Annotated in this window: 12 protein-coding genes; 6 read left to right on the top strand and 6 right to left on the bottom strand. The window is 42.6% G+C overall.

Going from position 1 to position 15,142, the window contains the following annotated elements; genetic code table 11:
* Positions 1–83: 83 nt before the first annotated feature.
* Positions 84–1,955 (top strand): DUF3685 domain-containing protein, encoded by a 1,872-nt coding sequence (locus HC643_RS17990; RefSeq protein ID WP_038081111.1) that lies wholly within the window; start codon positions 84–86, stop codon positions 1,953–1,955.
* Between the two features lie 303 nt (positions 1,956–2,258).
* On the opposite strand, the gene HC643_RS17985 is transcribed toward HC643_RS17990, so the two are convergent.
* The 5 genes from HC643_RS17985 to HC643_RS17960 form a co-directional block, all read right to left on the bottom strand.
* Positions 2,259–3,740 (bottom strand): dihydrolipoyl dehydrogenase family protein, encoded by a 1,482-nt coding sequence (locus HC643_RS17985; protein ID WP_038081112.1) that lies wholly within the window; start codon positions 3,738–3,740, stop codon positions 2,259–2,261.
* Positions 3,741–3,828: 88 nt separating this feature from the next.
* The gene (gene iscB, locus HC643_RS41430; RefSeq protein ID WP_038081113.1) at positions 3,829–5,229 is read right to left on the bottom strand and encodes an RNA-guided endonuclease IscB; all 1,401 of its coding nucleotides are present in this window, start codon (positions 5,227–5,229) and stop codon (positions 3,829–3,831) included.
* Positions 5,230–5,472: 243 nt separating this feature from the next.
* A complete protein-coding gene (gene ltrA / locus HC643_RS17970) occupies positions 5,473–7,236 on the bottom strand; it encodes a group II intron reverse transcriptase/maturase (RefSeq protein ID WP_237265821.1) in 1,764 nt (587 codons plus the stop codon).
* An 813-nt stretch (positions 7,237–8,049) separates the two neighbouring features.
* Entirely contained in the window at positions 8,050–9,159 is a 1,110-nt protein-coding gene (gene cobD / locus HC643_RS17965; protein WP_038073615.1) for a threonine-phosphate decarboxylase CobD, read from the bottom strand.
* 26 nt (positions 9,160–9,185) lie between these two features.
* The gene (locus HC643_RS17960) at positions 9,186–9,470 is read right to left on the bottom strand and encodes an HU family DNA-binding protein (RefSeq protein WP_009457351.1); all 285 of its coding nucleotides are present in this window, start codon (positions 9,468–9,470) and stop codon (positions 9,186–9,188) included.
* 372 nt (positions 9,471–9,842) lie between these two features.
* On the opposite strand from HC643_RS17960, the gene HC643_RS17955 reads away from it, so the two are divergent.
* The 3 genes from HC643_RS17955 (at position 9,843) to HC643_RS17945 (ending at position 12,574) form a co-directional block, all read left to right on the top strand.
* Entirely contained in the window at positions 9,843–10,478 is a 636-nt protein-coding gene (locus HC643_RS17955; protein WP_038073540.1) for a TIGR04282 family arsenosugar biosynthesis glycosyltransferase, read from the top strand.
* Between the two features lie 230 nt (positions 10,479–10,708).
* Positions 10,709–11,545 (top strand): hormogonium polysaccharide biosynthesis protein HpsJ, encoded by an 837-nt coding sequence (gene hpsJ-B, locus HC643_RS17950; RefSeq protein WP_038073537.1) that lies wholly within the window; start codon positions 10,709–10,711, stop codon positions 11,543–11,545.
* Between the two features lie 144 nt (positions 11,546–11,689).
* A complete protein-coding gene (locus HC643_RS17945; RefSeq protein WP_038073535.1) occupies positions 11,690–12,574 on the top strand; it encodes a glycosyltransferase family 2 protein in 885 nt (294 codons plus the stop codon).
* Positions 12,575–12,753: 179 nt separating this feature from the next.
* Here the strand turns inward: HC643_RS17945 and HC643_RS17940 are convergent, their stop codons facing one another.
* Complete coding sequence (locus tag HC643_RS17940) at positions 12,754–13,077, bottom strand: hypothetical protein (RefSeq protein WP_137986318.1); 324 nt, start codon at positions 13,075–13,077, stop codon at positions 12,754–12,756.
* A 305-nt stretch (positions 13,078–13,382) separates the two neighbouring features.
* Between HC643_RS17940 and HC643_RS17935 the strand changes: the two genes are divergently transcribed.
* Together HC643_RS17935 and nusB are read left to right on the top strand one after the other, a co-directional pair.
* Positions 13,383–14,156 carry a DUF502 domain-containing protein gene (locus tag HC643_RS17935; protein WP_038073612.1) on the top strand — a complete coding sequence of 258 codons (774 nt, stop codon included), beginning with the start codon at positions 13,383–13,385 and terminating at the stop codon, positions 14,154–14,156.
* A 148-nt stretch (positions 14,157–14,304) separates the two neighbouring features.
* A complete protein-coding gene (gene nusB, locus HC643_RS17930; protein ID WP_038073532.1) occupies positions 14,305–14,961 on the top strand; it encodes a transcription antitermination factor NusB in 657 nt (218 codons plus the stop codon).
* Positions 14,962–15,142: the final 181 nt, after the last annotated feature.

Genomic DNA, 15,142 nt, shown 5'->3' with positions numbered 1-15,142 from the left:
GAAACAGGTCACAATAGGGAAATTAAGCTGATTTGTAAAGCTTGTTCTTACCTAATAAGAACAACACTTGTTTTTAGCCAACTATGAGTGCTCGCCCTTTGAAACTACTGTTAATTGACCAAGACCCTATTTTTCGGTTAGGGCTAAGGGTAGCTTTGGAAGTCATCCCTGACATTGAGGTGATATCCGAAGCCGAAACAGATACCACTGCATTGCAGATCCTAGCAGAACTTGCACGTAATGACCCTAATCGCGTGAACCTGGTGGTTTTAGAACTGGGTAACGGTCACTCTATCTCAAGCCAACAACTCGGTTTACAACTCTGTCAGCATTTGAAAATTCAATATCCAAACTTGCCGATATTGCTCTTAAGCTCAACTCAAGAACAAGGACTACTCTTGGCAGCAAAGGCTGCAGGCGTCAATGGTTACTGTCCCAAAGGTATACCTGTGGCTGAATTAGTGACTGCTATGGAAGAAGTAGCAGCTGGGCGTTCGTCTTGGTACGAGGAAGTGGGAGAACAAGAGGGAGACTGGGGACAAGGAGGACAAGCGAGACAAGGAAGAAGTACATACGATCCATCCAAAATTCAAACTCGATTCATCCCCAATCCCCAAATCTCCCAATCCCCCACTCTCCCACTCTCTCTATCTCGCCTTCGGAATAAGCTGCGCTTGTCGGGGAAAGGTTACATCAACGTTTCTTTGGCAGAGATTACCGCAAAATTACAAGTTCCTGGGCTTCCACTTTTGGAGCAAGCAGTTCTTGCTGGACGCCGACGAGAACTTTTAGCAGCTCGTTGGTTACTCGATCGCTTATTAACTTCTCCCTTGGAAAGGCAACAAGTAGAAGCTCGTGTTTCCTACGATCGCGAGTCCCTCACCCGTGATGTTCCCCAAGGCAATTATTTTGCTACCGAAGGAGCGCAGTTTCCCACAGACTTACCTTTACAGCTTTCTCATCCCAATCCAAACTCCTTAAAAACTCCAAAACCACCAGTTTTACTTAGCCCTAGAGCACTACAAGCAGAATTATTTGCTCTTTGTGTTACAAAAATTCAGTTCCCTTTGCAAAACTTAACTGAAGTCGTTTTAGAAATTGATATTTTACGTGCAGACAAAAAACGGGAACTTCTCTATATAATTCTGCAAAAAGTAGCAGATACACTAGATAAAATGCGTACTTCGCATATAGAAGTTCAAGACATATATAACTTAAAAGAGACTGTGTTACTTGATATATGGCGAGAATCAACTATAGATTTTTTTGGAAAATTTTCTAAGATTAGGGTTGACGGTCGTAATTTAGAAATCGTCAATATCTTACTACAAAGTGCTGTTGTAGTTCAAGAAGAAATTATTAATCAAATTCCCTTTTTTGTTGAATTATTTTCTTATTTGTTATTTCAAACCGAGTTACAAGTAGAGAATACTTCGTATCCACCCAATAGTGATGAAGCAAAAAAGCAAGCAGAAAATATTTTAGAAAATCTCCTGATTCAAATAGCTAATAGTGTGGTTCAGCCATTGCTAAACTCTTTATCAGATGTGGAAGCAATCAAACAAAATTTTTACACTCGCCAGTTGCTCTCCACTAGAGAGATAGAAAAATTTAGAAACGATTTATCTTGGAAATATCGTTTAAGCACTTACATATCTCAACCTCAAGCTATTTTTGAAAGCCGCTATGAACTTTTTATTTTTGCACCTCGCGGTATTGCAAAAATTTCAATTTATGCTCCTCGCAATCAAGAACTTGCTCGGCTTTCTGGCATTCCGCTATTGGTTACCTTAGCGATAGAATTTCGAGACGCATTAACACCTCGTTTGCAATCATTACTCTCTTTATTAGGAAATGGTGTTGTATTTGTTTTAACAAGGATAATTGGTCGCGGTATTGGTTTGATCGCTCGTGGGATCATCCAAGGAATTGGTAATGTTTCTTTAAGACGTTAGTTGTTAGTTGTTATGGGGTGCATCCCGTTTTTGCAAATTCCGTCAGAATAGAATTCTGGGCTATACAAACAAAGCCCGCCGGCGCGGGCTTTGTATTAAGTCCACGTAGGTGGTGAGTTCAGCCCTGAACCGTGTGCGTGGCATGCTCATTGCCATAGGCGGGTTTCCCGCGCCGGACTGGCGTAAGCCGTTGCGGGCATAGCTTCGCAACGCGTAGCGTCTCCGCTCCTGAGATACCCGAAGGGACTTCGTTTGTATAGTCGCGATTTTCAATCGCCCGATGTTTTTCCTAACTACTAACAATCACAAATTCCAATTTCGTCGGAAATGAAAAAAGCTTTCAAGAAAATCTTGCCAAGCAAGATCGCTGTTCAGCTTGTGTTGATTCCAAGCAAGGGCTGTTTGTTCTAAAATCTCTGAGAAACTGGGATAGAGAGGTGCTATGTCAGATAAGTGAGTTACCTTGATTTTATGCGCGATCGCCAAAGCAATAACATGAATAAATTCCATTGCTTTTGCACCCAAGATGGAAGCTCCTAAAATTTCTCCATGACTCAGGGTTATCAATTTACATATACCTGTTGTTTCATCTTGTATTTGGGCAGATGCGAGAGATTTAAAATATTGTCGTAAAACTATAATTTTATCTTGATTGTATTGACGTTTAGCTTGTGCTTCAGTTAAACCAACTTGTGCAACTGTTGGATGAGTAAATATACCCCAAGGAATCTGTTGATAATTGACTTTTTGTCTTGAAAAAAAGAGTGCATTTTGTATGGCAATTCTTGCCTCATAGTGAGCCAGATTAGCAATTGCATAACCACCAATAACATCACCACAAGCCCAAATCCGGCGATTGGTGGTTTGCAGTTTATCGTTGACTAATAAGCGATTGCGATCCCACTTAACATCAACTGCCGCCAAGTTTAAAGATTCAATATTTGGTTGTTGTGCGGTTGCAACTATGATTTCATCTGTTTCAATCGCTTTATCTCCTACTTGCAGCCATTTTTTATTCTCAATTCGTCTGAGTTGAGTAACAGGTACTTGTGTCATGATTCGCACACCTTCTGCTTCTAACTGGCTGCAAAGGAGTTGAGAAATCTCAAAGTCAACTTGAGGAAGAATATTTTTTCTAGCTACAATAAGCGTCACATCGTAATTCAAACGCGTTAAAGTTTGAGCTATTTCGATACTTTGGGGTACGCCACCAATAATTACCCACTGCTTGGGTGGTGTAGGGCTGTTAAGCGATCGCCAAACATCAGGTATGGTAAGAAAACCTATTTTTTGCAAACCTTCAATTTCTGGTATTTCCGGACGCGAACCTGTAGCTAGTAAATAAGTGCGAGCGCGAAGCTGGCGATTGTTTACCACAAATGCAAGAGTTGGTGATGGTTGAAATTGACCATCACCAACAATAACATCTACTCCTTGCGCTGCTAGGATAGCAGGTGAATGTTGCTCTTGAATCTTGGAGATAATGCCATCAGAGTAAAGTAGTGCTTGAGAAGCATCTACAGAAATTTGACATTTCTGTTCGTTGCGAGCACATGAAATGTGACAACCTTTGAAAAATGCCTCATCTAGTTGCCTAGCAAAGTTGGTGATTTGACTAAAAGCTTGGTGATAGACAAACCCGTAAAAGTTATTAGTCAGATATAACTCACCATTTACTGTTGGTTCTACCAAAGCAACTTTAGCCTTGATTTGGGTTGCAGATAAAGCAGCAAAGCGACCAGCTAAGCTGCCACCAATAATCACAACATCGTAGTCATTAGTCACCTAAAAACCTCCGGGAGCGGGGAAGCCCCGTAACTTTAGTTCGGGGAGGAACCGCGACTCGTGCCGTTTTAACGGCAGTCGAGATGTCCTAAAATGCATAGTTATACCCATCTTTTTTGTGAATAGATTTGCAATATTTATAGCTAATCCCTGCTACTCTTCCTGTCTTAGTAGCAATATCAAAACTGCCAGATGCGCGGCATAACACGCGACCAACGTAATGACCAACTTTTTTCCCGCTAGTGACAACTGCTTTAACTATGTCGCCAGTTTGAAATCCAAAATGTATTTGTTTTCTTGTGCGATGACGAATTGGGAAACCGTGTTTATTTGTGCCGCACATTTGTCTTGTTCCGTGACCATTCGCTGTAATTAGTAATGGTTTAACTCCTTTGACAATTAATTTTTCTGGAGTTGATTTACCAACACAAGCTGCATCAAAGTAGTGTGTCTTTGGTAACTCTCGTTGAGTCCTATTAAACTTTGTCAGACCACCTGAACCCGTTTCTACAGGCAATCCAGTTTCTTTTAAAACTGACAGGAGTGCAAATCGAGTTGAGTTAACTGCGGCTGCATCTGCAAGCGGTGAGTCCAGTCCTGAAGGCGGGTTTCCCGCGCCCTGGGAACTGGTGAGTCCAGCGCTGCAGGCGGGTTTCCCGCCGTAGGCGACTGGCGAACCCGAAGGGCGAACCCGTAAGGGTTGTTTTGATTGTTTCAAAATTTTCTCTAGTCTTGCAGGGTCTTTTTTAAGGAACTCTCTGATATCTTTTGTGCCTTTTTTGAGATTACATTTTTCGCACGATAATGCTAGGTTCGTAATTGAGTTACTTCCTCCTTTGGCACGACAAAGAATATGTTCTATTTGCAAGGGAACATCTTTGATACCGCAGTAAGCACAACTTCTTCCCCACTTTTCCAGAAGATACTGGCGTGTCTCATAACCCTGTAAAGTCCCCTGCTGGTACTCCTTACCCTGGATATCTGGGTTGCGAATTAATTGCATATCAAAGCGGACTAGTTCTTGAGATATTGCTTCAATTGGTGAAACCTTCCGCCATCTTTCAACCCAAGTTTTTATATTAGCAATGCGGCTTTGCAAACTTGGTGGCAGCCATCCTTTTGTTTTAGCTCTATTGTTAAATCTGGGTTGGCGATATCTAGTTTTTCTATTTCTTCTACTTCTACGAAGTTGTCTTCTTGAAGTAAGAGATTCGCGTATTGCAAAGCCTCTATGTTTAATTTCAGCAGCAAATACCACTTCTCCTGTTGAATCATTAACTAAAGCAATACCAGTTACGGAGGCACCTGGGTCAATTTTTAATCGTAATACTTGAATTTGTTGATTGGGTTTTGCTTCTTTCAAAATAATTGTGAAAGGAAAATGTTTAAAAACTCCTGCTTTTCCATTTCTCAAAAGTTGTCTTGCTTGTGCTGGATGAATTGGATTTAACGGTCTTTTTTCTGAATCAATTACAAAGACTTTGGACACAAGTGTCCCTCCTTTCGGGTGATATTAGCCTCGCCAATGTTTAAAGGTAGTACTTTCAAATAGCACTGCTTTACCCCTCGTAAAGATGTTTAACTATTCGATCTCAGAGCAGCAAACTGGCTACGCATCTGCTGGTGAGTCTTTAGTAAACTAAGCCGCTCCGTCGCCAGAGCGACTCGTCTTCAAAACCGGACGTGAGACTTTCACCTCATCCGGCTCCTCAGTAATTTGGTGCTTGTCTAATTACATACCCCCAACCGAACCATCTTCAGCTGTTTTTATATCATGGCAGTGTCTATGTAATAGCTGGAGATTTTTATATTCGTCTTTACCCCCTTTGCTTAGGGGTATTTTGTGGTCAATCTCCATTACATCTTCTTCACGAAAATACAATCCGCAATGAGCGCATTTTCCTTTCTGTTGCTTTAAGAGTGTTGCCACTCTTTTTGGCATTTCGGGGTGTGCGCCCATTCTTGAACTCCAATAAATTAGGTTGCCATCGTATGGACTAGCATCGCCTTTTACTTTTACGTGGCGTACTATGGGTGTATCTGTGTGGTTTGTTAACCACCTGAGATTACCTTTGTACGTTGTGGCGAATACCCAATTATCACCGCCAATAGTGCGCCAATATTTCTTAGCTACCCATTTCCCTGATTTATTTGGATGACGGCGTTTTGCCCAAGCTCTAAGTTTTGGATACATAAGACTATCGAGGTTGGCGTAAGCTTCACTGCTTACTACTGTCGAATAGTAGTTAGACCATCCTTTAATTATCGGGTTGAGCCGACTAATTAGCGCCTCTTGCGGCGCTGTGCTGTAGTCATCGATGATACTAGCTATTCGCTCGTAGTGTATCCTCTGCTTTTCCTTACTTGGGGTGATGATTATTTTGAAGCCCTTTTTCGAGTGATGTTTACCCACTGAAAACTGCCTGATATTAAAACCAAGAAAATTAAATCCTGGTTCTTCTTCCTTATACTTGTTTAGAGTGTGAGTTAGGCGTGTTTTTGAAGGCTTCAACTCTAAATTCATGCTTTTTAACCATTCAGATATAATTATCTGGCATCTTTGGACAACGGTTAGATTTTCGTGTAGAATTACGAAATCATCGGCATAACGAATTAATGATATACTTTTGCGATTTTCCCGTTTTAAACCGGGCAATGTTTCAGCATATTGTTTAATCCGTTCTTCCATTCCGTGGAGGGCTACATTCGCTAATAGTGGAGAAATGACTCCGCCTTGCGGTGTTCCCTCAGATGTCTCTTGGAACTGCTGATTATCCATCACTCCCGCTTTTAACCAAGCACGAATTTGTCGGCGAATGGTGGGGAATGTATTTAATTTTTGAAGCAGTGCCAAATGGTCGATTTTATCGAAGCACTTTGATATATCGGCATCAAGCACAAATTTTGGTTTGTGCCTCATACTATTAAATATTGCTTCGATAGCATCGTGGCATGAACGCCCTGGTCTGAACCCATATGAGTTAGGTTCAAATTTAGCCTCCCATTCTGGCTCAAGTGCCATTTTAACGAGAGCTTGCAGTGCGCGGTCATACATTGTCGGGATGCCTAATGGTCTTTTTTCGTCCTTACCAGGTTTTGGAATCCATACGCGCCTGGTAGGCGATACCTTTGAACCTAGTTTTAATTTAGCAACTAAGGTGAGACGTTGCTTTGGGGTCAGTGATTTCACACCGTCCACACCCGCCGTCTTCTTACCTTGGTTGTCTTGTGTTACCCGTCTAACCGCGAGACACTTTGCACTCCAGGACTTCATCAGCGTCTTTTGGAGTTTACGAACTGCTTTGACATCACCACGTTCAGAGGCTTTGTAGATTCGTTTTTGCAACTTAAAAACACGTTTTTCCAGCTTGCGCCAGTCGATGTGTCTCCAGTCCACCATCGATTTGTCATTTTCAGTTTCATGAGTCGGCTTTTCCCTTAAAGAAGGGGTTGCTTCATCGTTTATTCCTGTTGTGACTCCTCGTGTATTAGCCATATTCATTGCTACTGTGACTCTACATTCCAAATCACCGTGAGTCCGTCAGCATATCCTCGTTATTACACGAGGCGTTCGCTTCTGACCCAATCTTTCCTAACACCACATACGGTTAGCACCTACTCAGTATCGACCGACTGAGAGTGGATGTTAGGTTACTTCGTTCCAAATGACCATTATTTAAACCTTTAGAGCGATGCTATCCGCCGGGTTTATTGGGAGTGCGTGCTGGTCAACAAGTTACTTGCCAGCCCCTTATCCATTGCCTTTTGGCTCCAGCGACAGCCTGATTGCGCTGGTTTTAGATTACGACGGTTAAGGCACATCTTCGCTGACGCTACTCATAGGTTCATGCTCGAAGGAGAACCAGTTTGGGCTACCAGTTTACCTCCTTTTCACCTCGCTTCAAGGATTGATGGCTAGTCGCTACCTTGGAGGTGATGCTGTCACCGTTGCACCTACGGGGAGGGACTTTTATTCTTGTACTCTAGGATTTCTAAGGTAATCACCCTCATGGTCATTTAGTTGTCAAAGGTTCTGTTCCGATTACTCGGTTCTTATTCCCTTGCCACTCATCCCTGAGTATAAGTACTCATTTCGAGTGAACGAATCGCACGACTTGCCTTTAAACGTAGTACTTGAAGTACTTAGGCTGGTCAACTAACCAAAATTCTGGGGCATGAAGCCCCGTCACTTTAGTGCGGGGTGCTGACGTTTTTTTTTCCTTGGTCCTTTGTGAGACCAGCGCTACAGGAAGGTCTCCCACCTTAAGCGACTGGTTCTCCCGTTAGGTCGTTAGTCATTAGTCATCATTTAGCTAATGACTAATGATAAAGCTTTTAGCAAGCGCTGGTTATCTAAAGAAGAAAGCACGGCAACACGGAAATAGCGATCGCCTAATTCAGGAAAACTTAGGCAATCCCGAATCAAAATTCGGTGTTCTTTGAGTAATTTTTGCTGCAACTGCAATACAGATTGTTGTGACTCAACGAGTAAAAAATTAGCAGCACCATCCAAAGGTTGTAATTCTGGCAAAGAGGCTAAACCAAGGAAAAGCTGGTTTCTTGTTGGTGTTAACCATGCCCAAGTTTCTGCCTGAAACACCTTATCTTGGAGAGCCGCGACGGCGGCGGCGGCGGCTAATGTGTTTACAGGCCAAGGGTCGCGCCATAACTGCCAGCGCTGCAATCTATCGGGATGCGCGATTGCATATCCCAGACGCAATCCTGGCAAACTGTAGAATTTGGTCAGCGATCGCAAAATCACTAAGTTTGGATAATCTTGCACCATCTCAATCAAGCTTTGTTCTCGATCTGGAGGCAAAAAATCCATAAAAGCTTCATCTACTACCACCAAAGCAAATGTCTCCAGATATGGCAGAATGGCTTCCCGCGAAAATAACTTTCCTGTTGGATTGTGAGGATTATTGAGCAATAGTCCTCGCTCGTTTGTCCTTTGTCCTTTGTCAAGAATTTCTGACAAAGGATTTAAGAACGCCACTGAATTCAAAGGAGGTGATTCCTGCAAAGCAGTGGCTGTTAATGACACGGGAAACTCCAGAACTTTGGCATTATATGCCGCTAGCGCTCGATAGTAGTCGCCAAAGGCTGGAGCGATCAAAACTGTTGCGGCTAATTGTGCTAATTCTCTGCCTGCAAGAGAGAGTAACTCTGCCGAGCCGTTACCCGGCAAAATCCACTCGGGAGATAGTTGATGAAAGTGACTGAGAGCAAGTCTCAGTTCACAGTAATTTGGGTCTGGATAATGTCTGAGATTATCCAATTGGGACGCAATAGCAGCGAGAGCGCTTCTTGGAGGTCCCAAAGGGCTAATGCTGGCAGAAAAATCCAGAATTGCATCTGGGGGACAACCAGCCAGTGCAGCCGCCCAAGCTAAATTTCCCCCATGTTTAGGTCGCCGCACCAAAAAAGGCTCACGCTTGGGAGAACCTATGATTTTGGGGGCGCAACTTTTTCCCTAAACAGTTTTCCAGCAGAAAATGCAGGAACTTTAGTTGCAGGAATTTCCATCTTCTCGTTGGTTTTGGGGTTGCGACCTTCACGGGCTTTACGTTCCCGTGATTCAAAAGAGCCAAATCCCACCAGCGTCACTTTGTCTCCAGAGGACACCGCTTCAATGATGGTTTCCAGTGCAGCTGTCAGAACTGCATCAGCTTGTTTTTTGGTCACGCTAGCTTTTTCTGCGACTGCATCAACTAATTCGCCTTTATTCATGTCAAACTCCTAGGGTTTACTTGAGATTTTGTACAGATGCTCCCTGATGCATCTCTACTGAATTTTTTATTCGGAGATTTACAGAAGTCGATCTTTTTGGGTATTTATGCCTAAAAGGGCTGTAACTCCCATCGGCTCGACTTTTCAATGAATCATTCTAAAGTGTCCCAGCCAGAAGTGGATAGATGAAACCATTAATTTATATAGATTTCAGGATTTTTTGTATAAATTGGGTAATTGTGGCACCAAAAAACACCTCAAAAGTAGGAATAAGTACTTAGTAAATACCCTTGTGACTCTATCTAGGAGGAAAACAATTCACAATTCGCAATCTAAAATCCACGCATCCAAAATCTAAAATCCACCTATCCAATGCCATTATCACAAATCGCAAAACAGCATCTAGTCATATTTACTCGCTATCCCGAACCGGGCAAGACAAAAACTCGATTGATAAGCGCTTTGGGTGCAGAAGGCGCAGCTGAGCTTCAGCGCCAAATGACGGAACACACAATTTCTCAGGTAAAACAGCTACTTACAGGCTTTAGTTTATCTTTTGAAGTGCGGTTTGCAGGTGGAAATTTGCAGACCTTACATGATTGGCTTGGATCTGACTTAAACTGCCAGCCCCAAGGAGAAGGTGACTTGGGTGTGCGCTTGGTGCGATCGCTGCTTTCTGCTTTTGAATCAGGAGCTCAAAGAGTCATCATCATTGGGACAGATTGTCCCGATCTCAATGCTGAAATTCTTGTCAAAGCCTTTGAGCAACTCGAGCGTCAAGACCTCGTGCTAGGTCCAGCAGAAGATGGTGGTTATTACTTGATTGGTCTGCAACGCCCCATACCAAACTTATTTGCTAACATCTCCTGGGGAACTTCTCAAGTCCTACAACAAACTATAGAGATTGCCCATCTGCTGAATTTATCAGTTGATTGCTTACCTGTTCTACGCGATATCGATCGCCCAGAAGATTTACCTTTGTGGGAAAAATATATTTCTTCCCCCTAAAGGAGTATTTACTGTTGACACAAAGGGTGTGAAGGTTTATTTGGTATTCTTCAACACAAGTATATTGAGTTGGGGACAGGAAGGGATATAAGGGAGAATCACTCATTTCCCAATCTCCAATTCTAAAAAATCATCTCCCAATCATAAACAACGGGTAGCATCATGGGAACAATATTCCAGTACCTTGGAATGGAACAAGACTTTTACTGTTGTATGCGAGACAAAAAACTATGAATAATCATTTAGCTGCTATCACTGCTGCCCGCACTGCTAAGGTTGTGGGACTCATTCTAATAGTGTCTTTCTTTGTAGACTTTTTGATTCTGTTATTTCCTTTCCAACCTACTAATAAGGCATGGCAAATTGATTTGGCGACGGCGCTAGTCGATCGAGGAATTGTGCCGCTTGTGGGTTTAGGTTTCCTTTTTGCGGGGTACTGGATTGACAGTATGGATGATGGAAGTCGTCCCGGTATCGATTTGAGATTTCCAGCATTCATACTGTCAAGCATTTTGGGCTTGATGTTTTTGCTGATTTTTCCCTTACACCTGAATAATATTCGTCAAGCAAGTGCCACTAGAGTAGAGCAAATCAATAAGGATGCTGAAGCCGCAGAAAATCAATTAAAAACCCAGCTCAATCAAGTGCAAGCTCAATTGAGTAACGATAAAGTCCGCGCAGCCGTAGAACAGCAAAAATCTCAAATCAAAAACCAGTTTTCCGAACTGCTGAAAGACGAGCAACGGTACAAACAAGCACTTGAAAACCCCAATATTCCCCAAGCTCAAAAAGATTTGCTCAAGAAGTTTAAGGCGAATCCCCAAGAACTTGATAAATTTATTGCCCAGCAAAGCGATCCTCAAGCTTTAGCAACTCAACAACTGAGTACGATTCGGGAGCGCAGGGAAGAAGCTGAGAAACAAGCCAGAGAACGGGCATGGAAATCAGGATTGCGAATTGGAATGAGTAGTTTGCTGTTATCTATCGGTTACATCATCATTGGTTGGACGGGAATCAGAAGTACTGGTGCTACACAAGGTGGTGGACGTAAGGTTCCTGCACGGTAATTCACTCTAAGGCAGGCAGTAGAATCAATCACCTCATCTTTAGTGGTTCATACTGCCACTGCATCTGGCTCAATACTTGTTGCCATCACATTTGACAAAAAGTATAATTTGCCACAAATTAGTTATTATTACTAAGAATTTGAGATGTTTTCGATTTACATATTGACTTATAACGAAGAGTTGGACATTGCTGCTTGTATAGAGTCGGCAATGTTATCGGATGATATTATTGTTGTTGATTCATGCAGTAGCGATCGCACTGTAGAAATCGCCAGTCGTTATCCGGTACGTGTTGTAGAACACGCTTTTGAAAGCCACGGTCAGCAACGGACTTGGATGTTAGAAAATATACCACCCAAGCACGAATGGGTTTATATTCTCGAAGCAGACGAGCGCATGACACCAGAACTGTTTGCAGAGTGCAACAAAGCAATTCAAAGTCAGGAATACGTCGGGTACTATGTTGCCGAGCGAGTTATGTTTATGAACCGATGGATTCGGCGCAGCACGCAATACCCGCGCTATCAAATGCGCCTTTTCCGCCACGGCAAAGTCTGGTTTATAGACTACGGTCACACCGAACGCGAAGTGTGTGATGGTTCTACAAGCTTTGTAAAAGAAACGTACCCTCATTACACCTGTAGTAAGGGTTTCAGCCGTTGGATAGAAAAACACAATCGCTATTCCACAGATGAAGCTAAAGAAACCGTCCGCCAATTGGAGGGGGGAAAAGTTTATTGGCAAAATTTATTTTTCGGTAAGACAGAAGTTGAACGGCGTCGTGCTCTCAAAGATTTGTCTTTACGCTTACCCGCTAGACCTTTAATTCGTTTCTTCTATATGTATTTTGTTTTAGGTGGCTGCTTGGATGGGTATGCGGGTTTTACCTGGTGTGTCTTGCAAACTTTCTACGAATATTTAATTTTACTTAAGGTTTGGGAAATAAGGAATATGCCCATACCTAGCGCTGAATACCCAACGATTCCTGTAACTCAAGCCACAGAGTTAGTTTCAAATTCTGCTGATTAGAAGATCGGATTGCACTTCAGGTGATTTCCTGAAAATAATAGGACTGATGCATAAGTTAGGTGGGCATTAAAAATTGTCGTTATCACAAGGCTCATTGGGGAAGGGAAAGGGTTTTTCAGTAACTTTACTTTTCGTTACATACTTCGGTTTTTTTGTGCCTCTCTACCTCACCCCCCTTCTTAAGGATGCTGTTGGCGAACGATCGGCAGATCTTTGAGATCGTTCCCAGACGCAGCCTGGGAACGAGAAGCGAGACAGTATTTAAGGAGGAGTATCATCCCCCCATTCGCCACATGTCTCATAATTATGAGAAGATTTCTTGATAAAACAGACCTTACTGTTAACCCAATACTTGTCGGGTTTTGCCGTTTTTTCCTCCCCTGCATCCCCTGCTTGTCTCCCGCGATAATTTCTTTAACCGAGCAGTATTGACCGTTAACCCCCTCTTCCATTGCTACCATGCAAGCACAAGGAAGAGGGGGCTTGTTAATGGCGATAAGCATCTTGGAAAAAAAATGTTATATTAAATTTATATATATTAATAAAATTCACATTATTCTCCAAACTACCCAATCTGACCTTATTTAAAATGAATCCTTAATAAGGTTAGATGTAACTAGAGTTGAGCCGTATTTTCAGGAGAATTAGCAGCTTTTTATCTCGCACGGTAGTATTAGTAATACGTTAAAAGACTTGAACAATCATTTACAAGTCTTAAAGTGAAGCGCTTGGTCAGCCGTTAGCAGTCAGCAAAAAGCTGAAAGCTGGAGTTTGACACCTAAACGATGGTAGCTAAATGGCTAATAATATGAGTACCAATAAAAAAAATTCCACAAGCCTAAAAAAGGAGAATGGGGGTTTGGCAATCAATCGCTGGAAACAGGACCTGAAAAATGACCTGATTGCAGGTTTATTAGTTGTTATTCCCCTAGCTACTACGATCTGGCTAACAATCACTGTTGCAACTTGGGTTGTTAACTTTCTAACCCAAATTCCCAAACAACTCAATCCCTTTCAAGGGATGCATCCTCTCTTAGTCAATATACTGAATCTTTTGGTAGGGCTAATGGTGCCATTACTAAGTATTCTTGTAATTGGCTTAATGGCTAGGAATATTGCAGGGCGTTGGTTGCTAGATGTGGGTGAGCGGCTCCTACAGGCAATTCCCTTAGCTGGACAAGTATATAAAACTCTCAAGCAGCTTTTAGAAACACTATTAAAAGATACAAATGGCAAATTTCGCCGTGTTGTTTTAGTAGAGTATCCACGACGGGGAATCTGGGCGATCGCTTTTGTAACTGGCAGTATAAGCAATGAGATTCAAGCTCAAATGTCTAATCCAATGTTAAGCCTTTTTATCCCGACAACCCCCAATCCCACAACGGGTTGGTATGCAGTTGTTCCGGAAGAAGAGGTCGTTAACCTGTCAATGTCTATTGAAGATGCGTTTAAAATCATAGTCTCTGGTGGGATTGTTTCTCCAAATACATCGTTAGCCCCATTAGTGATTCCAAAAGAGCGCAAACTAGAAGTTCCTCCTTTAGAGACAAAGCGTCAGGTAATGCCTCTTGAAGAAGGTTAAAGTGGCTAATGGAAGACTGACTAATTGCTAATGGAAGACTGGTTAATGGCTTTAAGTTAGCACTATTAATTATTCACAAGCGCAGAGTTTTGCGCCCCTTCCCAACTAACCCATAACAACTAACTACTAACCCCTTCATTAAATTTTTATGCAAGAGCGAAAACCCCGTCAAATTGCCCGCGAACTGGCACTTTTAAGTCTCAGCCAGTTGCCTGTAAATCCTAAAAAATTGGAGAAGATGGAGCAAGATCGGCTAGTACCCACGCTGGTACTGGCTGCAGTACGCACTCTCAAAGATGAAGTGCAGGATACCCTAGATAATGCCGCAGCGGAACTACAACGCGGTAACGATCGCTTGTTGAGCAGCCAAACTCGCACGAACGATGTCGATACTGCTAGAGCGATGGTTAAAGAAGCAATTGAGTATACACAAACAGCAATTAACAAGTTAGCAGCTGCTGTGGAGTTTCCAGAACTCATTCAATTGGCAAATCAACATAGAGAAGTCAGAGAATACGCCAGAGACATCATTCTCACTGTCAATGACAACCGTAGTTCTATAGATGAACAAATATCCAGCGCCCTGGTGGATTGGCAAGTTGCTCGCCTTGCTCACATAGATCGCGATATTTTGCGAATTGCTGTAGCAGAAATGAGGTATCTTACAGTACCTCAAAGCGTCGCGATTAATGAAGCTGTCGAGCTAGCTAAGCGGTACAGCGAAGAAGATAGCCATAGGTTTATCAATGGTGTTTTGCGACGAGTCATCGAGCAAACAAAATCAACAGTGACCAGTGACCAGTGACCCTTGGGAGTTACCAGTTCCCCAGGCGTGGGAAACCCCTCCCTTGTTCGCCCTCTCTTGTTTGCGATGAAAGGTTAGGGGCTGATTGATTAGCCTGAGAGGCACAAGCTTTCTCTTAAGAATTCCTTCGGCTAAAGCCAAAGGAGTTAATCAATCGTGGATTGACGCCCTAAGTCAAAAA

Source organism: Tolypothrix bouteillei VB521301 (assembly GCF_000760695.4).
GTDB classification, from domain to species: Bacteria; Cyanobacteriota; Cyanobacteriia; order Cyanobacteriales; family Nostocaceae; genus Scytonema; species Scytonema bouteillei_A.
Note: the sequence above shows the minus strand (reverse complement) of the source record. Positions and strands in the feature narration are given on the sequence as shown.